Raw genomic sequence first — 24,433 nt, 5'->3', positions numbered from 1 at the left:
ACCTCTATTATTTTCAATATATGATACCCATCAATGCTACATAGTCATACCAATACTCGTATCAAAAAACTATCACCGCTGCTTATTAATCAATTAGCAGCGGGTGAGGTCGTGACGCGTCCAGCAGCAGTGGTCAAAGAGCTACTTGAAAATGCGATTGATGCGCATGCCACAGATATCGAGGTGCGTATTACCCAAGGTGGCATGGGTATGATTGAGGTGATTGATAACGGCGTAGGTATTCATCCTGATGATATAGTCATGGCGATCACGCGTCATGCCACTAGCAAAGTCGCTGATGTGGCACGCTTGCATGGTATTACAACGTTGGGTTTTCGCGGGGAAGCACTGGCAGCGACGGCTGCTGTCTCGCGTCTGACATTGACCAGCAGTCATGACGATAGTGGTATAGGTCGCCAGTTGCAAGTTGCCGGTATATTGGGCGATACGCCAAAGTTGATACCGGTTGTGCATCATCACGGTACTACTATTACAGTCAAAGATTTATATTTTAATGTGCCTGCTCGCCGAGGTAATTTGAAATCTATCGCAACTGAGTTTAGTCATATCGAAACGATTGTTCGTGAAGTGGCTTTAGCACGCGCTGATGTGGCGCTGACGCTTTTTCATGATAATAAAAAAAGGCTGTCATTGTCGGTAAACACCATAAGTGAAGACACTGAAAAATATTTGCCGCTATCACGTTTGGAGCAAGCGACTGGATTGGCACTTACAGAGCAGGCCATTGAAGTCGAGGTTGATTTATCTAGCCTAACGCAGCAGCAACCTAGTATATCTCCTGTTACTCATGGTGGATACGCGGATAATGCAAATGCTATGCAACCGGCGAGTATTGGCGGTTGGTTGTGGGCAAGTCAAGATGCCAACCATAGTTTACCAAAGCTCATTTATGTAAATGGCAGGTTGATAAAAGAGGCATTAATTAGCAATCAGCTTCGTCAAATGGTTCAAAGTGTACAGCTAGCAGGTATGGGTTATGCGCTTTATTTTGAATTACCGACTCAGTGGCTCAATGTTAATGTTCATCCTTCCAAACAGCGCATCAAAATCAGTCCGCTAAACAATATCATGGCACATTTGAACCATGCGGTTCGTGCAAAGCTAAGAACGATGAATACCGCGAAAATTGTTCGCTCTAAAGAGGGAGCACCAAATGATAACATCTCTACAAGAAAGTCGTTTAATGCGTTAGACTCAACAACATTATCTACCAATAATGCAACGGTAATTCAGAAAGTGCAAGCTCCTAAGCAACCATATCAGCTGTCAGAAAATGAGTCATTATCCGAAAGTATTAAACACTTTCATATTGATGAGCCTGTAGAAGACAGTCGTTATGCTGTTAATAGTTACCCTGTAAACACACCACCTTTACCAGTTTGCTTAGAAGTTATAGGTAGTGTTACTGGTTTGGTAGATTCTTCAGTTATACATAGCAATGACGCTAAAGCGCTGCCTTGGTTGCTATTTTATTATCAAGGGCAGTGTGCGCTAATTAGTGCTGAAAGATGGCAGTTAAGATTAAGAGTATTGTTTGAAGCCACTGTCTTTAGCAACACTATGTATAACAACATCAAAGTATTAAATAGTACTACTATCAATCAGCAATTGGCGGAGATAAGCATGCAAATGTCTGTACAAGATGCACGAGCTTTTGTAGCAGATATGGAAGCCATACTGAGCAAATATGCTATTCACTCTATTGATAGTCATCAATTAGTCACATTGATGTTATCATCTGCGCTTAAATAGCGGTATTATGAAAATATTGCATTTTCTATAATTGATACATACTGCTTGTCTTTTTATTCTTCAAAAAATGACCATCACAGGCAAATATATGCGACTTTCGTCTGATAGCCTATCTTCTTACTTAATTCCCAATTTGGCGGACAATAGCGTGGTGTGCTTGATGGCACCAACCGCGAGTGGCAAAACAGCGCTGGCTTATGAGCTTCATGATAGCGGTCGTTATGAGCTGATTTCGGTAGATTCAGCATTGGTGTATCGTGACATGACGGTGGGTACAGCAAAGCCAAATGCTGCTGAGCTGGCACGATATCCCCATCATCTGGTCGATATCATTGATCCCATGCAAAGCTATAGTGTCGCTGAGTTTGTCAATGATGTGTCAAGATTGATTGATAGCTGTCATCAGAATGGCAAAATACCCTTGTTGGTCGGCGGTACGATGATGTATTACATGGCATTACTTGATGGACTCTCACCAGTGCCTGATAGTGATGACAGTGTTCGCGCGCGCGTTGAGCAGTGGCGCCAAGATGAGGGTATCAGTGCGCTATATGATTATCTTGGTAAAGTTGATGCTATCAGCCATGAGCGTCTTAATGCAACTGATACCCAGCGTATTACCCGTGCTGTTGAAGTATATTTGCAAACTGATATTCCTATCAGTGAGTGGCAGCGTCAGCCCAAGCAGGCATTGGCACATAGTCCTAATCAGCAGTGGCATGCATTAGCGGTTATGCCAGACCGTCCATGGTTACATACGCGTATTGAACAGCGATTAGATATCATGTGGAATGAGGGATTGGTAGCGGAGGTTATCAGTTTGCTTGAGCATTATCCTCTGATCCCAAGTTTACCTTCGATGCGCTGCGTTGGTTATCGACAAGTATTAGAGTATCTAGTACAGACTAATCACCCTGTATTTGAACAGCCCCATTTGGATAAAGCGCAGTTTTATGATGCCTTTGCTCAATCGGAACCCTCAAGTAATGAAAGTAAAGAGCAAGATACCACGGTTCAAGGTAGCATAACTCAGACACATCTACCGATGGCAATTGACCAAACCGAAGCGCTTGCTTGTCAGCAAATGCAAAATAAGGCATTATATGCTACAAGGCAGTTAGCAAAGCGCCAATACACGTGGCTGCGAAAAGTGATGCAACTGTCTGATACAGCAGCAGTGCCTGCAACAGAATCAATAACAGCGCCGTCGACATCCATTGTTGGCTCTAATGATGTGACAGGTCTTCAAAAAAATAAGTTAATTTTGCACTCATTTAGCACTATGGAGCAGGCGAGAGCATATTTGGTTCAATGAATGATATCAGTCGTTTGCCTATATCTAGATTTGTCAGACCATTGGTATTCTGTACTATTAATGGTGGAGCTGCAGTAATAAAGACATAGCATGACCGTATAACATCATATAAAGATACGAAAGTAATGACAATTAGTTTCAAAGTATAATGTATATAACTGTTATAATTTGATTATATGAAAGTGTTAACTGTTGCAAGCGTTAACTGCTTTTTAGTGATTATTCATCAACATTTGGTGATAGAGGTCATCCATGTAACACTTGGTTACTTAATTTATGAAAATAGTGACATATTCACGATAAAGTAGAATGACTTAACAAGCTTTAGCACTAATTTATATATGTTTTATAAATAAAACTTATTATTGTATCTACCCTTAGCCATTATAATTGCAGTAACCCTTAAAATAATTAGCGCTAACAATAATTATATAATATTTAGGAGAGATTTCATGTCAAAAGGACAAACTTTACAAGATCCGTTCTTGAACTCACTGCGCAAAGATCGCATTCCTGTGTCTATTTTTTTAGTGAACGGTATTAAGCTGCAAGGTCAAATAGAATCATTCGATCAGTATGTGGTTTTGCTGAAAAATACCGTCAGTCAGATGGTATATAAGCATGCTATCTCAACAGTCGTCCCAGCACGTAATCCTCGTAGCAGCACAACGCCAAGCGCGACTACTCAAAGCCAAGGCGCAGCACCAATGGGCTATCCGAGTCAAAGTGGCGGTGTGAGCGGTGGTTTTGAGCGTGGCAGTAGCGCAAATCCAGCTACTGGTGGCGGCTTTGAAGAACGCGGTTTTGCCAATCGTAGTGGCTTTAATCGTGGAGGCTTTAGTCAAGGCCAAGAGCGCGGTTTTGAGCGAGGTAGCTTTGGTCAAGGTCAAGAGCGCGGTTTTGAGCGTGGTGGTTTTGGTCAAGATCGTGGTTTTGAAGCGCCGTCAGAGAATGTCGGTTATGACAACAAACCTAATGACGAGTCTGATGATAGCAACTCTTAGAGCCTTCTACTAAGACATGAGATATCCTATTGAGACCTACTATTATAGTGGGTTTTTTTGTATGGATATTCTTATAAGCAATAACATTTTAATGTATCTACGATAGCCTTATGACTGTATTCCTACAGCATCATATTAATATTGACCATAATTATTAATATGGTTCATAGTATTATAAAATGTATAGTAAAATGATTCATCAAATTATAAGAATATACAGCCAAAAACATAGAGTCATTGCAAAAAAACTAATAAAATATAGAGTCACTGTATGAATAGTCCTGAACGCAATCTAACCCATGAGCAATTTATTAGTACCGCTATTGATGCCATCAATACTGAAAAGGCGGCACTAGCATTACTGACCGAGCAAATAGATGATAGGTTCGCTCAGGCTTGTGACATCATTTTGGCATGTCAGGGTCGCGTGGTTGTAACGGGTATGGGTAAGTCGGGATTAATCGGACGTAAAATAGCGGCGACATTTGCTTCTACTGGTACGCCGGCATTTTTTATGCATCCTGGTGAAGCAGGACATGGTGACCTCGGAATGTTGGTCAAAGGGGATGTTTTGCTTGCCATTTCTAACTCTGGTGAGTCAGATGAGATAAAAATGCTCTTGCCAGTGGTCAAGCATTTAAATATTCCGCTGATTAGTATCAGCCGAGACAAACGCGGTATGTTACCTCATGCAGCGGATATTGTATTAACTCTTGGTAAGTCTCAAGAAGCTTGTCCACTTAATCTGGCTCCTACTTCAAGTACCACAGCAACTCTAGCACTCGGTGATGCATTGGCAGTTGCCTTGGTGCATGCCCGCAATTTTACCTCAGAAGATTTTGCGTTATCGCATCCTGCAGGTGCATTGGGTCGTCAATTACTGACCCGTGTAGAAGATTTGATGCATACCCAAACAGAGGACTTGCCACTCATTAATCAGCAAGCACCGTTACAAAAAGCACTATTTATCATGTCAGCTGGGCGATTGGGCATGACGGTGGTCACGGATGATGAGAAAAAAGTAGTCGGTATATTTACCGATGGTGACTTAAGGCGAGGATTGGAAAAAGGCATTGATTTGCAGACCCCGATGCGTGAGCTGATGGTGAGTAGCCCTCGTCGTATCAGTAAATCCATGCGAGCATCAGATGCGCTTAGCGTGATGAATGAAAATGCTATCAGTCAATTGCTTATTATCGATGATGACCAGCGCCTAGAAGCCATTATTACGGTACATGATTTACTACAAGCTGGTGTAAAATAAGCGTTATATTAGAATATCTATTAATAAAAGAGATGACTGATGCAAGACTTAATCAAAAAAGCCGGACAAGTGAAGTTATTGGTCATGGATGTTGATGGTATTTTATCAAATGGTCAAATTATCTATGATGCCAATGGTGCTGAGACTAAAGCGTTTTCTGTCTATGATGGTGTAGGCGTTAAATCATTAGCCCGTTATGGTATTTTGACTGCGATTATTACCGGTCGTAGCAGTCCTATGGTCGATAAACGCGCCACTGAAATTGGCGTAGATTATATTGTTCAAGGACGTGATGATAAGTTAGTAGCATTAAACGAGCTGCTTGCAAGCCTTGATCCGGCGCTTAATATCACAGCCGCTGATTGCGCTTATATGGGTGATGATTTGCCAGATATCAAAGCCATGCAAACAGTAGGATTTGCTGCTACTGTGCCAAATGCCCAAGCGGAGGTTATCAATCGCAGTGATATGGTGACCACGCGAGTCGGCGGTACAGGCGCCGTACGTGAAGTATGTGATCTCATTTTAAAGGGTCATGGACATTACCAAGACTTTATCGCGCACTATACGCTTGATGAAGTAAAGAATCAGGATGACTTATCGTGAATACTCGTGTTTTAATAGTCATTACCTTGATCATAGCTGGTCTTGCTGGTTGGTTTTTTAAGCAGCAAGGGGAAATCACGCCGCCAGTCAATATTGAAACCTCTGATGTCGATTATGAAGCAACAGATATTAAAGCGGTACAAACGAATGAGCAAGGTGAGACCGAGTATGAGCTGAGCGCTGAGTCATTGACGCACAATCCGGTGACCAATAAAGATGAGATGAAAGGCATTACCATGAACTGGGAACCTTCAGATGATCAGCGTTATCGTATCGAAGCGGGTACAGCGGCTATCAGTCAGCAGACGGGCGAGCTGAGCTTATCGGGCGGTTTCTCTTTAATCAGTGAGGGTAAGACGGCCAATGCCAATGTTGAACCTATTAAAGTCACTGGTGCCACATTGAAAGGCAATACCAAGTCAGGGCAAGTGTATAGTAATGAGCCAGTTAAGGTTGAACAAGGCATGAACCGTTTTGAGGCATCGAGTATGAAAGCCAATCTTGAAACGGGCGACTATGAATTTGGTCAAGTGGCTGTCTCTTTTACTCCCGCTGATCGTCAAGACAAAGCCTTGTTTTAATTAGCATATTATTCAGTGAAGCATCTAGCAGGAAGTTTGCAAATTCTACTACCCATTATAAAACGAGTAATTTTCATGAAATCTAATTCTTTGCCTACTTTACGCTTACTATCGACACGCTCTATTCAAGTGTCGCATAGATTGCGTGCACTGCCAGTGGTTATGTTGTTGGCGCTCCCATTATATAGCCATGCTCTGCCATCAGATGCCAATCAGCCTATTAAATTATTGGCAGACAAAGCCACTTATAGTGAGCGTAGCGGTATTACAAGTTATTCTGGTACAGTAGTTATTACTCAAGGTACGTTTAAGATGACCGCTGATAATATCACGGTTAATTTATCACAAGGTCGAAGTATCAATTCTGCAGTAGCAACAGGGCGTCCAGCGACGATGCAGCAAGTTGTGACGCAAGAAAAAGGTCTGGCAAAAGGTCAGGCAAATAAGATTGACTATAACGCTGTGACGGGTATCGTGACGCTAACGGGCAATGCAAAATTGGTACAAAATGGTGCAAGCTTCGCGGGTAATGTCATTCGTTATAGCCTAAAAGCTGGTGATGTGGAAGCGACTGCGGGCGGCAATCAGCGCGTCGAATTGGTATTCCCGCCTAATAATGGTACCAGCCAGAGCGGTATACGTTAGACTATGTGACGACTTAAGTCATAATACTTGCGATAAATATAAACGAACGATTAAACATTTCAGTGGTTGCTATCTATTTAAATGCGACCACCTTATGAGTAAGTTATGAATGATAATAAAAATAATGCCATTTTAGCAGAAAATCAAACCATAACAGCGAATGATGCTGTTGAGCCGGTCGCTCGTTTGTCGATGCAAAATTTGGGTAAGCGCTATGGTAAGCGTTGGGTCGTTAAAGATGTCTCATTCTCTGTTGATCAAGGACAAGTTGTTGGATTGTTAGGTCCAAATGGAGCAGGTAAAACGACCAGTTTTTATATGGTAGTCGGACTGGTCAATATGGATAAAGGTCGTGTCACCTTGGGAAATATGGACTTATCTAAATATGCTATGCATGAACGTGCGCGTGCCGGTATTGGTTATTTACCGCAAGAAGCCTCTATTTTTCGTAAGCTATCTATTGAAGACAATATTTTGGCGATTTTACAAACTCGTAAAGATTTGAATGGTAGCCAGCAGCGTCAAGAGCTTGAAAAGCTCATTAGTGATTTTCACTTAGAACATGTACGAAAATCTCTAGGTATGAGCGTATCAGGCGGTGAACGTCGTCGTTGTGAGATTGCTCGCGCTCTAGCAGCTGATCCCAAGTTTATCTTATTAGATGAGCCTTTTGCTGGGGTAGATCCTATCTCTGTTGGTGATATCAAAGATGTCATTTTAGCGCTCAAACGACGTGGTATCGGTGTGTTAATCACTGATCACAATGTTCGTGAGACTTTGGCGATTTGTGAAAAAGCCTATATCGTCTCAGAAGGCGCTATCATTGCTGAGGGTACCTCAGAAGAAGTTCTCGAAAATGAGCTGGTGAAATCTGTGTATCTTGGTAAAGACTTTCAGGTATAGATTGGCTAACTTATTATTTGATTGATTCCTTATCTAACCATGCTGACATAAGATTTGTTGCTGTATATTCTATTCTTAGTCAGTAATCGCTATGTGTTCTGTGTATTTTGCTTTTCTCAAAATTCCTTCTATAAAACATTGCTCTTGATCAGCAGCTGCTTGTTTATCTTAATATTTATACTTTAGTTCTTATCTTCAAAAATACGCTTATAAGCGTCATTCCCTTTCATATACTCTCTCTTTTAGACTTGAAAACCTGCATAAGGCTTCTACATTATGGCAAAAAATAAAACCAGTTATGTCTGTCAAGCTTGCGGTGCTCATTTTGGTAAGTGGGCAGGGCAATGCAGTGATTGCGGCGAATGGAATACCTTGACTGAAGCGCCTAACGTCAGTATGCCACATCATAATAAAAACGTAGCAAAGCCCAATGCTGGTCGCGCTATACCTCGTAATGCAAATGGTGCTGGTACACCGGCAGGCAATTATGCAGGAACGCATAGTGCTGTGATGCCACTCAATGCGGTGAGCATAGGTTTAGATACTAGGTTGCCGACTGGTATTAGTGAATTTGATCGTGTGTTGGGCGGTGGATTGGTTGCAGGTTCTGTGGTACTGATTGGCGGAGACCCCGGTATCGGAAAATCGACCATTCTATTACAAACTGCGACCAATATGGCAAAAGCGGATTCACTGGCAGGAAGCGCTCTGTATGTGACGGGTGAGGAATCATTGGCACAGGTTGCTATGCGGGCAAAGCGCTTGGATTTGCCTGCGGATAGACTTCGTGTACTTGCTGAAACCAATGTTGAGACTATTTGTGCCGCTTTGACTCAAGAGCAGCCAGCGATTGCTATTATTGATTCCATTCAGACCATTTATACTGATGCGATTAACTCTGCACCAGGCGGGGTCAGTCAAATTCGAGAGTCAGCGGCTATTTTGACACGCTATGCTAAGCAAACAGGTACAGCGCTGTTTCTAGTGGGACATGTCACCAAAGAAGGCACGCTTGCTGGTCCGCGCGTGCTTGAGCATATGGTCGATACGGTATTGTACTTTGAGGGGCAGTCTGATTCACGTTTTCGTATGATTCGTGCCGTCAAAAACCGTTTTGGCGCGGTCAATGAGCTAGGCATTTTTGGCATGACTGATATGGGGCTAAAAGAAGTCGCCAATCCATCAGCGATATTTTTGAGCCGCTATGATAAGCCCGTGGCGGGCTCTGTGGTTATGGTCAGCCGAGAAGGCACAAGACCGCTATTGGTAGAGGTACAAGCTTTGGTTGATGACTCTCAAGGCTCACCAAGACGTATGGCATTAGGATTAGACTTTCAGCGCTTGTCTATGCTGTTAGCAGTGATGCATCGCCATGGTGGTATCCATACCAGCGGGCAAGATGTCTATGTCAATGTCGTTGGCGGTGTCAAAGTCATAGAAACAGGGTCAGACTTGGCAGTATTATTAGCCTGTGCATCCAGCATTAGGGAAAAAGCCTTGCCATCGTCATTGGCGGTCTTTGGTGAAGTGGGGTTATCAGGAGAAATTCGTCCTGTACCCAATGGACAAGAACGTTTAAAGGAAGCGATGAAGCATGGTTTTAAGCATGCTATTATCCCTAAAGCCAATGCGCCTGCAAAAGATGCGCCGCAATTCAAAGGCATTAATGTCATTGCAGTTGAACGTCTTGATGATGCCATCGCCAGTGCGTTCGAGTTATAGTTTGCTGTATTTTGTTAAGCTAATATTTAGAAAAATAAATCCTATAAATTTAAGACACGAAAAAGCGTCTAACTATCAATTAGTTAGACGCTTTTAGTTAAATCTAAAAATGTTTTTACAAAACCGTTAAAGGCTTAAACCGCGAATGGTCTAGAACGTTAATGGTTTAAGAAGAAGGTCCTGAAACGCGCTCAATAGCGACGTTGCCGACACCTTTAGCAGTAATACCAAGTTTTTTGGCAGCACCATAAGATAAATCCATCACACGATTACCATGGAACGGACCACGATCATTTACTTTAACGATGACGCTTTTACCATTGGTTTTGTTGGTCACTCTAACATAACAGTTTAATGGCAATGAGCGATGTGCAGCGGTTAAACCATTCATATCAAAAGTTTCACCACTGGCGGTTTTGCGACCATGAAACTGGCGACCATACCAAGAAGCTAAACCGGTTTGCTTGAATTTACTGACAGAGTTAGAGGCAACAGCTGTTAAGCGCTCTAACACATCTTCATCATTACTGACTTGGGCGGTATCACTGGCTAACAGTGAGCTGCTAAGCGCTAATGAGGCAGGTTGGCGTGCAGACTTGACTAAGCTTGATGCGCCGTCATGTTGACGACTAAGTTCACTAAGTACACGGTCGATATGGGAGGCGTTATCTTTCGAGATCATAGCAAGAGAGGTTCTTGATTCTACAGCATTTGCATTAGAAGCGACTGCAGAGCCAGCAAATAGTACCGCTGACATTGTAAGAAAACCAGATAAACGCTTATTCATAAATACCTCTATGACTTATACCTTAGAACCTAACTCTAAAAACATCTTAGATTGAGCGAGATAGTGTTAGACCAATCTAACATTAGCGCAAACTCCAAAACCGATATCAATCTATCTTCTTTATAATGACTGACTTTATCATTCGGTTTTTATAAGTTCTAACGTATGGTAATTTTTAATTCATGAGCATAACTGGATTGGTGATTATGAATAATCCACTTATGACACGCTCAAATGATAGTTAACAATTTTAATTAAAACATTCATCAACAACTAAAATCAGATACTAATATTCGCCCAACAGCCTTTTTTAACATTGCTAAGTTAGTAAAGGATTTCGAGAGTTTTACGTATAATTTTGTTATTAAACCGTTAATTAAGTAGTGACTTTGAAAGTCTAAAATCTACAAGTTGCTAACTATACGGATGAGCTACAACGACAATATAATTAAATGCTAACTTTCTTAGTAGGTCTGTATGGGTTATGTATAAATGCCACTAAGACGAGATTAACGCAATTAATTGTAAAAGACAAGGAATAAAACAGACTGATATTCAATCCTAAATATTGAATATTAGGTATAATTTGTAAGGATTATATTTGGATTTATTGTTAATTAAATCATGGTCTTATGAATTAATAAGGAGTAATGAAATTGTAGTTTTTATGACAGTTCATGTGTAATTGATTACAAATAAGATGGGCAAACATGAACTCATTTACTAAGATTTTTACACATTTTATCTTTACGCATAGTTACTTAGTAACTAGATTTTAAGTCAAATTTGTGCGGTTATTTGTTAATCCATTCAATTTTGAAACTTGCTGGGTGATGTTTTCTTTATGTATTCAGCCATCTATGTATTAGCGCCATTTTTACTATTTTAGATATTAACATAAGCTATTGAATACTTGATTCCTAAAATTCACTGCACCTTGATAACGCTTACAAAAGCTATAAAAAAAGAGACCATATTATTAAAATATTGTCTCTTTAGGTATAAGAAAGGAGATACTTAGTCTGACTTATGCGTATGAATGGACATCAGTAAGCCAAAACCTGCCATTAAAGTAACAATGGCAGTACCCCCATAACTGATAAAAGGCAGAGGTACGCCAACGACAGGTAAAATACCGCCGACCATTCCAACATTGACAAAGACATACACAAAGAACGACATCGCAATCGCACCTGCTAATAGTCTGCTATAAGTATCAGGATGAGAAAAGGCGATATATAAGGCGCGGGTCAATAAGCAGGCATAAATAAACATCAATAATATGACGCCAAGCAAGCCAAACTCTTCAGAGAAAGCCGCGATAATAAAGTCGGTATGACCTTCTGGTAAGAAATGTAAATGCGACTGCGTACCCTCTAAATAGCCTTTACCCGTTAGGCCGCCGGAGCCGATAGCAGTTTTGGACTGAATGATATTCCAGCCAGCACCTTGCATATCTGCTTCAGGATTCAATAAAGTAAGTACACGGGTACGCTGATAATCGTATAACAAAAAATTCCAAGCGAAGGCAACAAAAGGAATGGCTAGAGCCACCGCGCCTGCAATCAGACGCCACGAAAGCCCAGCCAAGAACAATACAAACAGCCCGCTGGCAGCAACCAATAATGAGGTTCCAAGGTCAGGCTGCATGGCAACCAATAATACTGGCACCACAATTAACGCCAAGGTAATAGCGATACTGGAGAATGAAGGCGGCAGGTCACGCTTAGACAAAAACCACGCACACATCATCGGCATACCAAGCTTCATAAACTCTGAGGGCTGCACACTGCCAAATCCTGGTAGATTAATCCAGCGCTGCGCCCCCATGCGTACTTCCCCGATAATATCAACCAATGCCAGTAGTATCAGACCCAATACATAAAAGATGGGCGTAAAGGTACGATAAAGGCTCGGTGGTATCTGCGCCATGATAAACATAACTGTAAAAGCGACACCATAGCTGACCATTTGTCGTAGCACCATACTCGTATCTTGGGCGGCTGCACTATATAAAATCGTTAGCCCAATACAACAAACGGTCAATAATAAAAGGGTCAACCAAGGATCAATGTGACTACGTTGCCAAAAGGTCGGTGTCTGACCTTGACCGAAATGGTGGCTCTGTCGGGAAAAACGATATTGCGGGTTAGAAGACATAGGCAAAGTGTGACTGGCAGTTGGCGTGGAAGAAGGGTTATATTTAGCAGAAGACTTAAAAAATCGATAATTATAGAGCGTTTAACCGATCAGACGATAAAAAAAAGTAACTTATCGGTAAGAAAGTAACGTCAATATAAAAATAATAAGGATAAGTGTTAATAACGAATAAGTCGCTGCCAATTGGTGACGATAGTTTAGCTTGCTTGCTTAAAATTTGATAGTATCGATAAAACGTTTTTAGTGGTGTTTGTTGCAATGATCGAAATAACAAAACAAGTTTATAGGCAAATCCACAAGCCTATTATTGCACTCTGTATTTGTGCCAGCACTATGAGTGCCCATGCTGCTATTATTAGTGATAACAGTGAGCGCCGTATCCAAGTACGTCAGGGCAATAGTATCAATAATAGCGCCAATGCCTATATCACGCCGTCTACGCAAGCGACGCCTTATAATGCGGGTGTCACTATCTTAAGTGGGTCAGGCGGCGATAGTATGCAAGGACTGATTCAGCAAAAGCAGCGTGAGTTTGAATTTGATGCCAGCTTATCGATAGAAGAGAACAAACGGGTCATTACCAATAGAAGCACGCCGCGTTATAACACCACCTATAGCACGGGTAATAACAATTACAATGATTTTATCAGCATGGATTTTAATACTTGGCTCAACAGTAGTAGCTATCGCGCAAGCCAAGTAGCAAACTATCAGCGCTATTTAAGCGCGCGTGTCGGCGCTCGAAACGTACCGCCTTTGTCACAGCTACTGACCACCGCTCGCAGTTGGGAAAAATGTGGCTATGAGCCGTATCAGTTGCCACCGCAAGAGTTGTGGGCAAACATTGTACCGACATTGCAGCTATATAGTCAGCTGAAAAGCCAAGGAATTCTGCCAGCAAACAGTGAGATACGCTCAGTATATCGTAGTCCCGGATTAAATGACTGTGCAGGCGGAGCTAGTAGCAGTAAACATATGACAGCTGGCGCGATTGATATTTGGGTGCCAGATTATGAAAATAGTCCATGGCAGCTGAGCCGAATGCAAGACAGCTTATGTGAGTTTTGGCAATATCAGGGTCAGTCGCACAATTTTGGTCTAGGGTTGTATTCTACGGGTGCTATACATTTAGATACCGATGGTTATCGTAAATGGGGCTTTAATCATGCCAGTAGCAGCTCTGCCTGCCGCTACTAACGATCATTCTAAGATATAAAAAAGCTCAGCCTGTATATATAATGGGCTGAGCTTTTTTATAACACCATGAAAAATAAATTAACTATTTAGACGATTTCTTATCCCAAGGATTTACCTCACCAACGGTCACAATTAAGAAGTCATCAGGCTTTAAGGTATCACGCAGGATCTGATTGACCTCTGCTAATTTGACTTGTTCGATACGATTGACATAGTTACTAAGATAGCTTGTTGGTAGCTGATAAAAATTCATCATACTAAGCAAACCATTAATACCAGCGTTACTGGCAAAACCCATTGGGAAGCTGTTTTTTAAGTTGTCCGTGGTCAGCTTCATCTCAGTACTATTAATGCCATTTTTTAACGTGTCATTAATAACGTCTAAGCTAGCATCAATCGCGGCACGAGCCTTATCATTGCGAGTTGAAAAACCTATCTGATAAGGTCCGCGTGTCAGCATCGGACTCATCGAGCCTGAAATGCCATAAGTATAACCAAGGTTTTGTCTAATTTCCGTCATCAGTCGTGCATTAAAATCGCCCCCTGCAAGCACCTCGTTGCCAACGGCAAAACTGGTTTGCTTTTGCTGAGCTTGCGGATCTGTTGCACGCTTATCACCCAGTTGCCCCATCAGTACTGTCGTTTGAGTGCTAGTAAAGGGAATATGAATATGCTGAGACTTCGTCAATGGTTTTGGTTCAGGCAGAATAGGCGCTGCTTGACCAGTAGGTAAACCTGCTGTGATGTTTTCTGCCAGTTTTTTGGCTTGCGCTAAAGTGAGGTTACCTGTCATAGAAAGGCTAGCGTTGGCGGCAACCAGATAGCGATTTTTAAAATCTATCAGCTGTTGTCTTGTTATATTAGGTACTGTCTCAAGTGTACCAACAGAAGGATGAGCATAAGGATGGCTGCCATAGAGTGCTTTATCAAAAGCAAGGCTGGCAAGGCTGTTTGGGTCTTGTTTTTGCTGCTGCAAGCCGACCAATAAACGGGCTTTATTACGGGCTAAAATTTGCTCATCGAAACTTGGTTCGATGAGCATTTGAGTCATCAAATCGATGGCAGGTAATAAATGTTTATCGTCAGATAAACTGCGTAATGAGACCGTAAACATATCTTTATAGGCACTGCTGCCTAGATTGATGCCTAAGGTTTCAACCGCGCGAGTAAATTCGTTTTCATCTAAACGTTTGGAGCCTTGTTCGAGCATGGTCGCTGTCATATTGGCGATACCAAAGCCTGTACTACTGATACTGCCGTCGCGCGCGCTACCAGCATTAAAACGTAAATCGATGTCGACAATGGGTAATGCCGTCGTCGGTACAAAAAGGACTGGCACACCCGCTTCGGTCTTAAATTGTTGAATCTTTGGAACGGTGACTTTTAAAGGCTTGGCATTATCAAGGCTAGTCAACTTAGACAAGGCAGCAATAGGTGCATTGACATCGACTGCAGATGCCTGAGTACGATAATCCTCACCAGTAATGGCATCAGCCTGCACGGTCATGGCCAAAGTAGTCAGCCCCAAAAATAATCCCATACTTAAATAGGGTAGTCGCTTAAATGTCGGCTTTATTGATGACACCCGAGCAGTATTCTTTTTAGCATGGAGAGTAGGAGTTTGAGTCATATCTTTCTTCTTATTAATAGCGTTCTTAGTCATTGGTATTTTGAGTCGTAATATTGGATAACATCATCTGATATTACTTTAACCTTATTTTTTCTTAACGACCTTTTTAACCAGTTCTTTAGGTGGAATAATATGCATGACCGTCAAATTGTCTTTGACCAAATACTTTTTACTAGCTGCTTGTATGTCTGCAACCGTTACGGTATCCATTTTGGTGGGTAGCTGAGCAAGTAACCTATCATCGAGACCGATAGATTGTAATGAGCCAATCATACGCGCTTGACCTTCCATGCTGTCTTGCGCGTATACCAGACCAGTGACCGTATTGGTTTTGGCGCGCTCAATTTCATCGGTGGCAATCGCATCGGTTTTAAGCTTTTCTATTTCAGAGAGGATAGCTTGCTGCGCTTGCGCTAAGCTGACGCCTTCACGCGGAGTCGCTTGTATCAAAAATAGCCCGTCGCCGCGATCTAATAGATCGTAAGACGTACCCACCGTGGTCAGAAGCCCTTGCTCACGTACCAATCGACTCTCAAGGCGCGCTGACAAACCGCCATCTAATACGTCTTGCGCAAGGGATAGTGCATACGCTTGCTTTTCATTGCTGGCATCTATTGTCACAAGGCTTGGTACGTTATAGCCCATCAGCAATACAGGCACTTGTACTGCTTGCTCAGATTCTACTTGCTGATAACCACGAAAACCTTTTTGACTCACTTCAGGACGTTTTGGCAGCTTGCTTGGTTTTAGCTCACCAAAGTATCGCTTTACTTGTGTTAGGACTTCAGTGGGCTCAACGTCGCCAACAATAACCAAGGTTGCATTATTTGGTGCATACCATGTTTTATACCAGTTTTTTAAGTCTGAGAGCGTAATCGATTCAAGCTCACTCATGGGTCCGATGACTGATTCGCCCTTAGGGCTATTTGGCAAGGCGAGCAAACGAAATGATTCGTAAGCTTTGGCAAGTGGATTGTCATCGGTACGCTGACGGCGCTCTTCCATGACAACTTGATGCTCCTTGACAAACTCTTTTTCATTAAATACTAAATTTTTCATCCGGTCTGCTTCAAGCTCAAGTGCTAAAGGAAAACGGTTGGCAGGGAAAAGCTCGTAATAACCCGTATAATCATAGCTAGTAAAGGCATTATTGACGCCGCCAAACTTAGCAATTAGGCGTTCATAATCAACGCTTGAAACGTTACTAGTGCCTTTAAACATCATATGCTCAAGCACATGCGAGATACCGCCTTTATTGACTGGCTCATCTGCTGAGCCAACCCGATACCAAATCTGAGTCATCACCACAGGCGCACGATGATCTTCTTTAACGATTATCTTTAGACCGTTTTCCAGCTGATATTCATGGCGACCAGACATATCCATAGTCAGCGCTGACGATGGCTGAGCATCCTTGGTAACTATGTTTTTAGGCACTGGATTTTTGACCGCAGTCACGGGATTGGCGTTAATGGTAGTGGTTTGACAAGCGGCAAGTGTGGTCGCCATGGCTAAGGCAGATGCAAGACGTAGAGAAAGTGTGGTTCGGGATAAAGGGATAGACATGGTATGTTCTACTTATATAAAAGAGAGACTTTTAAACGGGCAGCTTGTAAATGGATGAGAGCGTATATCTATTTTCATCATGGTGCTTATAATTAGCTTATTATAAAGATTTGTGTGTCCCAACCATTACGCTCGCAGTTGGCTTGAATTCTTGAGTCGTGTTACAACCCGTCGCTGATAGTGCCATCGTCGCCAGTAAAAAAGCAGCAGTGATATGGGTGATGTTTTTATAATGATTGGATGAAGACAACATAAAACATTCCTAATATAAGTAAGAAGCATAGAAATAAAGGGTGTAAACAGGTATGTAATTAGCCTTGCTAAAAGTAGGCGGAGTTTGGCATGACAAAGGTCAGATTTATGTGTCCAAACCTTAAGCAAAACTTGCTCGATGAACAATCTAATTTATCCTCTTTTTCATGTGAGAGATTTAATACTGCTCTTGAATCACTGGATAATTTTTACCGTTTACGAGCAATCTAGGATGCGAAAGGCTGAGCTCAACTTGAATTATGCTAAACTAGGCTAAAAATAATCTCTGCATTGAATCATCGAAAACGGACAATACAACGATATACAGATCCGGTTTTACCATAAACATATTACTGATACTGATAAACTTTAGGGCAAACTTATGAATAACCCCAATAATAGCAATCGTGTGGTCATTAATCTTGACAGCGGACTTGATGAATTAGATGACGATGATATTACCTTACCCAGTCTGCCAGTGCAATCTGTCCCCATTATCGATGCGCCTGAAAGAAATGAGCTAAGTAATAGCGATGAGCCAGTAACGCCTGCTGTCAACAAGCAAGTATCAAGCACCGATGCAGCCGAAAGTATCGCCCTAGGCGCGCCTATCCTCATGCCGCAAAAGCAGCATCATGCAGATAATACCTCAGATAGCTTTGCAAATACTAATGAAACGGAGAATAAGACACCAGCTGTCTCTGCCTCAAAAATCCCTACTATGCCCTTACAAGCTCAATTAGGAGATCTGCCAAGCGTTACTTCTAGCAGTGCAAGTAGCATTAACAGTAGTAATCAAGTGTCTTCTAAGTCACAGCAAACGATTCCAGTAGAGTCGCAAGCAAATAAAGCGTTGCAAGAGGAACAAGAAAGCAGCAAAAAAGGCAGCTGGTTTAATCGGATGAAAACCGGCTTAAGTAAGTCACGTAAGAACCTAGCCGAAGGGATGGTCAGTATCCTTATTGGTGGCAAAGAGATTGATGATGAGCTATTAGAAGAGGTTGAAGACCAATTGCTGGTGGCTGATATCGGTGTCAATGCGACCAATCGTATTATCAAAAGCCTTACTGAGCAGACAGATCGCGGTGACTTAATCTACGCGCATTCATTATACAAGGCATTGCAGACTGAATTGGTCGATATCTTAACGCCGAAAGTTGCGCCGCTTATTATTGATAGCAGTAAAAAACCATTTGTTATCCTAGTCGTAGGCGTGAATGGCGTAGGTAAAACGACGACTATCGGTAAACTTGCCAAGCGCTTACAAGGTGAGGGTAAGTCTGTGATGTTAGCAGCAGGGGACACTTTCCGCGCAGCAGCTACTGAACAACTGCAAATCTGGGGTGAGCGTAATCATATTCCAGTTGTGGCGCAAGGTCACGGCTCTGATAGTGCATCAGTTATCTTTGATGCCATGCAATCTGCTAAAGCAAAAAATATTGATGTGTTAATTGCTGATACGGCTGGACGTTTACAGAATAAAACCCATCTAATGGCAGAGCTCGAAAAAGTCGTACGTGTGATGCGCAAGGCGGATCCAAGCGCGCCACATGAAGGCATGATTGTGCTTGATGCTGGCACGGGTCAAAATGCCATTAATCAAGTGGAATTATTTAATAAAGTGGTGCCATTAACTGGTATTACGATTACCAAACTAGACGGGACTGCCAAAGGCGGTGTGGTCTTTAATATTGCCGAAACGACAGATGTACCTATTCGTTATATTGGCGTAGGCGAGTCAATTGATGATCTGCGTGCCTTTAGTCCAAAACAATTTGTCGCCGCATTGTTTGAAACTGATGACAAAGAATAGCGCTCAACAGTTTGTTTTAGCCAATACTCAAGCCTTGAAAATATAACGATTTGAAAGGAGTAGTTATGATAGTCACCACAGCCGCTTTTGGATCTAATCAGTTAACATTAATTGCGAGTGTCAATGAGCATAGCAGTCCTAAGCTGGTTGAGGTCAATTGGCTGCTGGTAGGTGACTCTTGGCACAGCTCAAAATCTATTCCTAAACTTAAAAAGTATTATGGTCTTGTCGATCAGAATTTTACGTTCATAGATAAAGACAGCCTAAGCAAACATGAACCTACTCAAGCATTATTAATAGAGGCTATAGCACAACTAACGGAGTATTTTAAAGGTGATCGTCAGGTATTCGATTTGCCATTAGATATTAGTTTAGGAACTAAGTTTCAGCAGCGAGTTTGGCAAGCACTACAAGATATTGGGTATGGCGAGACGATTAGCTATGCAACGCTGGCACAAAACGTCGATAGTCCCAAAGGCTTTCGTGCGGTTGCGAATGCCAATAGTAAAAACCCTTTTAGTATTGTCGTTCCGTGTCATCGTGTTATTGCAAGCGACGGCAGACTTGGTGGTTATACAGGTGGCTTAGATAAGAAAATACACTTGTTAGCACTTGAAGGCGTCACGTGCAAAGCTTAGTTTGAAGTAATTGCTCGTCACGTATTTTTGTATTAAAAAAGCCAAACGTTTTTAGCGTTTGGCTTTTTTAATACAAAATACAAAAATTATTGCTCAAGCTGTGCCATGACTTCGGCTGAAAAATTGACGTTGCTATAAACTTCTTGCACATCATCGATATCTTCTAACATATCAATCATCTTCATGACTTTTTCGGCATCTGCAACGTTGTCTATTTCGGCGCTAGTTGATGGCGACATGGTTACTTCAGCATTGTCAGAAACTAAACCAGCAGCATTAAGAGCGTCTTTAACCTGGCCGAAATTTTCCCACTCAGTGATGACAAGCAAGCTTTCGCCATCATTTTCGATATCAAGCGCACCTGCATCTAATGCCACCAACATAACTTCATCTTCTAAACTTGTGTCATTAAAGCTTATTTCACCGCGCTTATTAAATAGGTAAGCCACAGAGCCAGTAGTACCCAGATTACCCTCATTTTTGGTAAAAGCATGGCGTACTTCACTGACGGTTCGATTGAGATTGTCAGTCATGGTTTCGACTAATACTGCGACGCCGCCGATGCCATAACCTTCATAACTGACTTCATCCATATTGTCATTGTCATCACCGCCTGTACCACGAGCTACCGCACGATTGATGGTGTCTCTTGTCATATTGACGGACAGGGCTTTTTCAATGACCGCACGTAGGCGCGGATTCTTATCAGGGTCAGGATCACCTTGCTTGGCAGCAGAAACAATTTCACGAATAATTTTGGTAAATATTTTACCTTTTACCGCATCCTGACGGGCTTTACGGTGTTTGATATTTGCCCATTTTGAATGGCCTGCCATATGACGTCCTTAAGTATTACGAATGATGTATTGTACAGCTAAAACATTTATTGGTAAAAAATTTTTATAGCTACTGCATTTTTTATTACCTGATTGCGCTGTTAATCTCAGGTAAGCGATCTGTCGCTAAGTTAACGATTTGTATGTTGTTAATAGCGCTTTTTTGCTACACTGCTATGTTCTGGCTTTTGACCCGCTATCGATTATATTCGTAGTGACGAATAGCAGCCGATAACCACATTGCTTTCAATATTATAAACCACTTTCACGTATTTTGACCAATCTTAGCTTACGCATATACGCCTAAGTTGTCCGGTTTTAGATATCCATTGATCCTATGATTTGATTGACTTTATGAAGCAGCCGAATACCGAAGCCGTTACTCATTTGCGTAACCGCATTCATATTATTATTGAAGGTACAGATACTCGTTTGGGTAAGCTGTTTGATATTGTATTGTTGATCACGATTTTGGCCAGTGTGGCGGTTGTGATGCTTGATAGTGTGCTCTATATGCGCTTGCAGTATGGCACGCTGTTTTTGTATGCAGAATGGTTTTTTACTATCTTGTTTACGATTGAGTATATGCTCAGGTTGTTCTCAGCACCCAATCGCTTTCGTTACGCGTTTAGTTTTTTTGGGATAGTGGATTTATTGTCCGTATTGCCAAGCTACTTAAGTTTAATGTTCGTGGGCGTACAGTACTTGCTCGTTATTCGTATCTTACGTATTTTGCGTATCTTTCGGGTACTTAAACTTGAAGCCTATATGCAACAAGCAGGGTTTCTGGCGTCTGCGCTTAGAACCAGTCAGCAAAAAATCACGGTATTTTTCTTATCACTGGTGTTACTGGTCACCATTTTTGGCTCGATTGTTTATGTCGTAGAAGGGCCAGAAAACGGCTTTACCAGTATTCCTCAGTCTATCTACTGGGCAGTTGTCACTCTGACGACGGTCGGCTACGGAGACATGTCACCAAAAACACCATTGGGGCAAGCCATTGCAACCATGGTTATGATTACAGGTTACTCAATCATTGCTGTACCGACAGGAATTTTCACCTCAGAACTTGCCCGTAATATGCGCCCGCAGCTTAATCCTGTCACGTGTCCAAACTGTGGTAAATTTGGTCACGCAGTAGGTGCGGATTTTTGTGACCGCTGTGGACATGCCTTGCATGTATAACCAATACTAAAACTTGTCCTATATATTTATAGCCATTTAACGCTCTAAAAACTTATATATTCATGTACCAATGGCGACAAATCTATCGTCACTCCTAGATTGACTAGGTTCCAGTATTGCCCTGATATAGTACGGTCGAGCATCATCGTAGAGGCTGATGGTTGAAACTGTCCAAAGTATTTCAAAGAAGTGCGCATTTGGGCGATGGCTTCATGATGGGTTTGACTGCTTGCAAAATCAAAATCACCGTCTTGATAGGGTTTGATAGATAAGGGTTTCAGCCCAATCTCTAACCATTTTCCATAAAACTCGCCCGGTACGATTTTATCGTCTTCACGGCGTATATCAAGAGCAACCAAATCTTGCTCAAGGGCAGTGACATCACCTTTTAAGGCATGCTTAGCAAATCGGCGAAATAATTGAACTTCGCTGTCACTATAGCTACGAATTCCGCCAAAATCATAGGCAATCACACTGCCATCAGCACGAAACGCAAAGTTGCCCGGATGAGGGTCGCAGTGCATTCGATATAACCCAAACAGCTGCCCTGCGGTAAAATGAAACAAGCGCACTGCGATTTTCTGTTTAATATCATTATCCCACGTTGCTGCCACTGTCAAGGTTTCGCCACTCTCTTCTGTCAAGGTCAATATTCTTTTAGAAGAGTGACTGCTAATCACTTTTGGGATAATGAGACCCGTATCTTCGGCATGAAAAGCGCCGAATACCCGCAGATTATGCGCCTCTTTAATATAATCAAGCTCATCATGTAAGCTTTGGCGAATTTCGCGAAATAACTGCTCTTGCAATTGCTTACTCATATTGAGCACGCCAGCGATTTTTAGTGCCATACGAACTTGTTTTAGGTCGCTATCACAATTTTTGTCGACATCAGGGTATTGCACCTTAACCACAACCCTTTGTCCAGATGGCAAAATTGCGCGATGTACCTGTCCGATGGAAGCCGCAGCAAAAGGTATTTCCTCGAATTTAGTAAACAATTCATGTATAGGCGCTTTGAGCTCACGTTCAACTTGTGTGCGTATCTGCGCATAGGGCATCGCCGGTGCATCTTTTTGTAGCTTTTCAAGGGCGGTTGCAACTTCAGGTGGAAACACATCTTTATACTGCGAGGCAATTTGACCTACCTTCATAACCGCACCTTTCATCTCACCTAAAGTTTCAGCGATTTGAATACCGACATCTTGCATCAATTCTGAGCGCGCTTGTAGGCGTTTTTCTTCGTCACTTGAGAGATGCTTTAAGGAGTTTTTAGCTGCTTTTCCAGCAATACTTGCTGTCATACCAGCAAGTTTCATAAAGCGCGTTCCAGACGATTTTGCCATGCCTATCACCATATAGTGGGGTATTTAGTGGGTTATTATCTAACCCCTAATATTATTATTTTAATCGAATGAATGCTGTTTAACTACTGTGCTAAAAGTATCGCAATAACGGTTTGTGTAGTACTTGTTGCAGTAATTTTTGTCATGCGTTCGGCAGTATTATTTAGATAGAAACCTTAACGCGATTAAACTACTTATTCAGTGTTATTGCATAAGTATGGGTCAGCCAATAATCCAATGCCATATCATAGCCCAAATGCCCCAAACCACAAATCACGCCAACCGCCACATCACATAAATAAGAATGCTCGCGAAACGATTCACGTGCGTGGACGTTAGATAAATGTACTTCTATAAATGGCTTTTGGGTAGCAAGTAGCGCATCACGTATCGCAACCGAGGTATGAGTAAAGGCAGCAGGGTTAATGATAATGGCATCGACCTGTGCACTTGCTTCTGCCAATAAACCATAATGCTGAATGTCATCGACCAGTTTGCCTTCGTGATTCGACTGACTGCAAATCAGCTCAATACCGTGGGCGGCGGCGCGCTTGATTAAGGCACTCTCAATATCAGCAAGTGTCATATGACCATAAATATCAGGCTCACGTTTGCCGAGTAGATTTAGATTGACACCATTAATCAATAATAGCTTATGAGTAAGGGTTTTATTGGCTTTTTTATAGGAAGCAGTGCTGGTCGTTGCTGATTGAGATGAGGCGGTCATAATGGTCTCTATGAATAGCAATGAGTAGGTCTAGATAACTTACTGGTGAGTATAAGCGTACTACAATAACAGGTGCTAGGAAACATAGCGCTATCTATCCTTTTATACTAACAGCTTGCAAGCTGTTAGTATAAAAAATAATTCTAGAAAATAGATCGAGTTGTAAAAATCATCTTAAAAACCTTTGTGTTGCTAAAAACCCGTGTTATGATATTTTTTACACAATAAACATTACATGTTTGTTGCTAATTCTGGTTTGGCAGATGATTAACACTTTTTTTGATAAAGTAATTTTAGTTTCTATCAAAGACTAGAGGCAGTAAAATGACTATATGCTAAATACTAAAAGTAAGTATAAGGTTTTCATATTTCGCTCATACTGTATTAGATAGTCACTGTTAAGTTTTGATTTCATCATCTTGGTACCCGTTTATATGCAATGATGCAAAGGAATTTGGGGCTAAGTAAAATTTTTAGGAAGTA

The 24,433-nt window shown here is 41.8% G+C and carries 20 protein-coding genes and 1 pseudogene; 13 read left to right on the top strand and 8 right to left on the bottom strand.

The annotated features are described in order from the left end of the window. Positions 1-33 precede the first annotated feature (33 nt). The 9 genes from mutL (at position 34) to radA (ending at position 9,813) form a co-directional block, all read left to right on the top strand. On the top strand, positions 34-1,773 hold the full coding sequence (gene mutL, locus AC0J5Y_RS07330; protein WP_475130096.1) for a DNA mismatch repair endonuclease MutL: 1,740 nt from the start codon (positions 34-36) through the stop codon (positions 1,771-1,773). A gap of 88 nt (positions 1,774-1,861) precedes the next feature. After that, positions 1,862-3,088 carry a tRNA (adenosine(37)-N6)-dimethylallyltransferase MiaA gene (gene miaA, locus AC0J5Y_RS07325; protein ID WP_475130095.1) on the top strand — a complete coding sequence of 409 codons (1,227 nt, stop codon included), beginning with the start codon at positions 1,862-1,864 and terminating at the stop codon, positions 3,086-3,088. 452 nt (positions 3,089-3,540) lie between these two features. Further along, entirely contained in the window at positions 3,541-4,092 is a 552-nt protein-coding gene (hfq, locus tag AC0J5Y_RS07320; RefSeq protein WP_475130094.1) for an RNA chaperone Hfq, read from the top strand. A gap of 271 nt (positions 4,093-4,363) precedes the next feature. Beyond that, positions 4,364-5,356 (top strand): KpsF/GutQ family sugar-phosphate isomerase, encoded by a 993-nt coding sequence (locus AC0J5Y_RS07315; RefSeq protein WP_475130093.1) that lies wholly within the window; start codon positions 4,364-4,366, stop codon positions 5,354-5,356. Between the two features lie 39 nt (positions 5,357-5,395). Beyond that, positions 5,396-5,962 carry a KdsC family phosphatase gene (locus tag AC0J5Y_RS07310; RefSeq protein ID WP_475130092.1) on the top strand — a complete coding sequence of 189 codons (567 nt, stop codon included), beginning with the start codon at positions 5,396-5,398 and terminating at the stop codon, positions 5,960-5,962. After that, complete coding sequence (lptC, locus tag AC0J5Y_RS07305) at positions 5,959-6,543, top strand: LPS export ABC transporter periplasmic protein LptC (RefSeq protein WP_475130091.1); 585 nt, start codon at positions 5,959-5,961, stop codon at positions 6,541-6,543. Before AC0J5Y_RS07310 ends, lptC begins: the two co-directional genes overlap by 4 nt. Positions 6,544-6,618: 75 nt before the next feature. After that, positions 6,619-7,188, top strand: coding sequence for a lipopolysaccharide transport periplasmic protein LptA (lptA, locus tag AC0J5Y_RS07300; protein WP_475130090.1), 570 nt, complete (start codon positions 6,619-6,621; stop codon positions 7,186-7,188). Between the two features lie 105 nt (positions 7,189-7,293). Beyond that, a complete protein-coding gene (gene lptB / locus AC0J5Y_RS07295; protein ID WP_475130089.1) occupies positions 7,294-8,091 on the top strand; it encodes an LPS export ABC transporter ATP-binding protein in 798 nt (265 codons plus the stop codon). A gap of 276 nt (positions 8,092-8,367) precedes the next feature. Next, the gene (gene radA, locus AC0J5Y_RS07290) at positions 8,368-9,813 is read left to right on the top strand and encodes a DNA repair protein RadA (protein WP_475130088.1); all 1,446 of its coding nucleotides are present in this window, start codon (positions 8,368-8,370) and stop codon (positions 9,811-9,813) included. A gap of 166 nt (positions 9,814-9,979) precedes the next feature. Here radA and AC0J5Y_RS07285 read toward each other — a convergent pair. Together AC0J5Y_RS07285 and rodA are read right to left on the bottom strand one after the other, a co-directional pair. Then, a pseudogene (locus AC0J5Y_RS07285) lies at positions 9,980-10,327 on the bottom strand (septal ring lytic transglycosylase RlpA family protein); the annotation flags it as partial. A gap of 1,290 nt (positions 10,328-11,617) precedes the next feature. Then, on the bottom strand, positions 11,618-12,760 hold the full coding sequence (rodA, locus tag AC0J5Y_RS07280; protein WP_475130087.1) for a rod shape-determining protein RodA: 1,143 nt from the start codon (positions 12,758-12,760) through the stop codon (positions 11,618-11,620). Between the two features lie 258 nt (positions 12,761-13,018). Between rodA and AC0J5Y_RS07275 the strand changes: the two genes are divergently transcribed. Then, positions 13,019-13,957 carry a D-Ala-D-Ala carboxypeptidase family metallohydrolase gene (locus AC0J5Y_RS07275; RefSeq protein ID WP_475130086.1) on the top strand — a complete coding sequence of 313 codons (939 nt, stop codon included), beginning with the start codon at positions 13,019-13,021 and terminating at the stop codon, positions 13,955-13,957. Between the two features lie 82 nt (positions 13,958-14,039). Here AC0J5Y_RS07275 and AC0J5Y_RS07270 read toward each other — a convergent pair whose 3' ends face one another. From AC0J5Y_RS07270 to AC0J5Y_RS07260, 3 genes are all read right to left on the bottom strand, one after another. Next, positions 14,040-15,587 carry a M16 family metallopeptidase gene (locus AC0J5Y_RS07270; protein WP_475130085.1) on the bottom strand — a complete coding sequence of 516 codons (1,548 nt, stop codon included), beginning with the start codon at positions 15,585-15,587 and terminating at the stop codon, positions 14,040-14,042. Between the two features lie 84 nt (positions 15,588-15,671). Further along, complete coding sequence (locus tag AC0J5Y_RS07265; protein WP_475130084.1) at positions 15,672-17,153, bottom strand: M16 family metallopeptidase; 1,482 nt, start codon at positions 17,151-17,153, stop codon at positions 15,672-15,674. Positions 17,154-17,253: 100 nt separating this feature from the next. Next, complete coding sequence (locus AC0J5Y_RS07260) at positions 17,254-17,406, bottom strand: hypothetical protein (protein WP_475130083.1); 153 nt, start codon at positions 17,404-17,406, stop codon at positions 17,254-17,256. Positions 17,407-18,306: 900 nt separating this feature from the next. Between AC0J5Y_RS07260 and ftsY the strand changes: the two genes are divergently transcribed. Then, positions 18,307-19,218: a signal recognition particle-docking protein FtsY gene (gene ftsY, locus AC0J5Y_RS07255; protein ID WP_223145334.1), complete on the top strand. Its 912-nt coding sequence runs from the start codon at positions 18,307-18,309 to the stop codon at positions 19,216-19,218. Positions 19,219-19,283: 65 nt separating this feature from the next. Then, complete coding sequence (locus AC0J5Y_RS07250; RefSeq protein WP_475130082.1) at positions 19,284-19,856, top strand: methylated-DNA--[protein]-cysteine S-methyltransferase; 573 nt, start codon at positions 19,284-19,286, stop codon at positions 19,854-19,856. An 86-nt stretch (positions 19,857-19,942) separates the two neighbouring features. Here AC0J5Y_RS07250 and AC0J5Y_RS07245 read toward each other — a convergent pair whose 3' ends face one another. Next, positions 19,943-20,692, bottom strand: a complete 750-nt coding sequence (locus AC0J5Y_RS07245; RefSeq protein WP_475130081.1) for a YebC/PmpR family DNA-binding transcriptional regulator — start codon at positions 20,690-20,692, stop codon at positions 19,943-19,945. Between the two features lie 354 nt (positions 20,693-21,046). Here AC0J5Y_RS07245 and AC0J5Y_RS07240 point away from each other — a divergent pair, with 354 nt between their 5' ends. Next, entirely contained in the window at positions 21,047-21,877 is an 831-nt protein-coding gene (locus tag AC0J5Y_RS07240) for an ion transporter (protein ID WP_475130080.1), read from the top strand. Between the two features lie 44 nt (positions 21,878-21,921). Here AC0J5Y_RS07240 and AC0J5Y_RS07235 read toward each other — a convergent pair whose 3' ends face one another. Together AC0J5Y_RS07235 and aroQ are read right to left on the bottom strand one after the other, a co-directional pair. Continuing rightward, positions 21,922-23,223, bottom strand: coding sequence for an ABC1 kinase family protein (locus AC0J5Y_RS07235; RefSeq protein WP_475130079.1), 1,302 nt, complete (start codon positions 23,221-23,223; stop codon positions 21,922-21,924). A gap of 190 nt (positions 23,224-23,413) precedes the next feature. Then, a complete protein-coding gene (gene aroQ, locus AC0J5Y_RS07230; RefSeq protein WP_475130078.1) occupies positions 23,414-23,950 on the bottom strand; it encodes a type II 3-dehydroquinate dehydratase in 537 nt (178 codons plus the stop codon). Between the last annotated feature and the right edge of the window lie 483 nt (positions 23,951-24,433).

This window comes from Psychrobacter sp. TS_SC_6 (genome assembly GCF_056156305.1).
The sequence above is the reverse complement of the archived record's forward strand: the minus strand, read 5'-3'. Positions and strand labels throughout refer to the sequence as shown.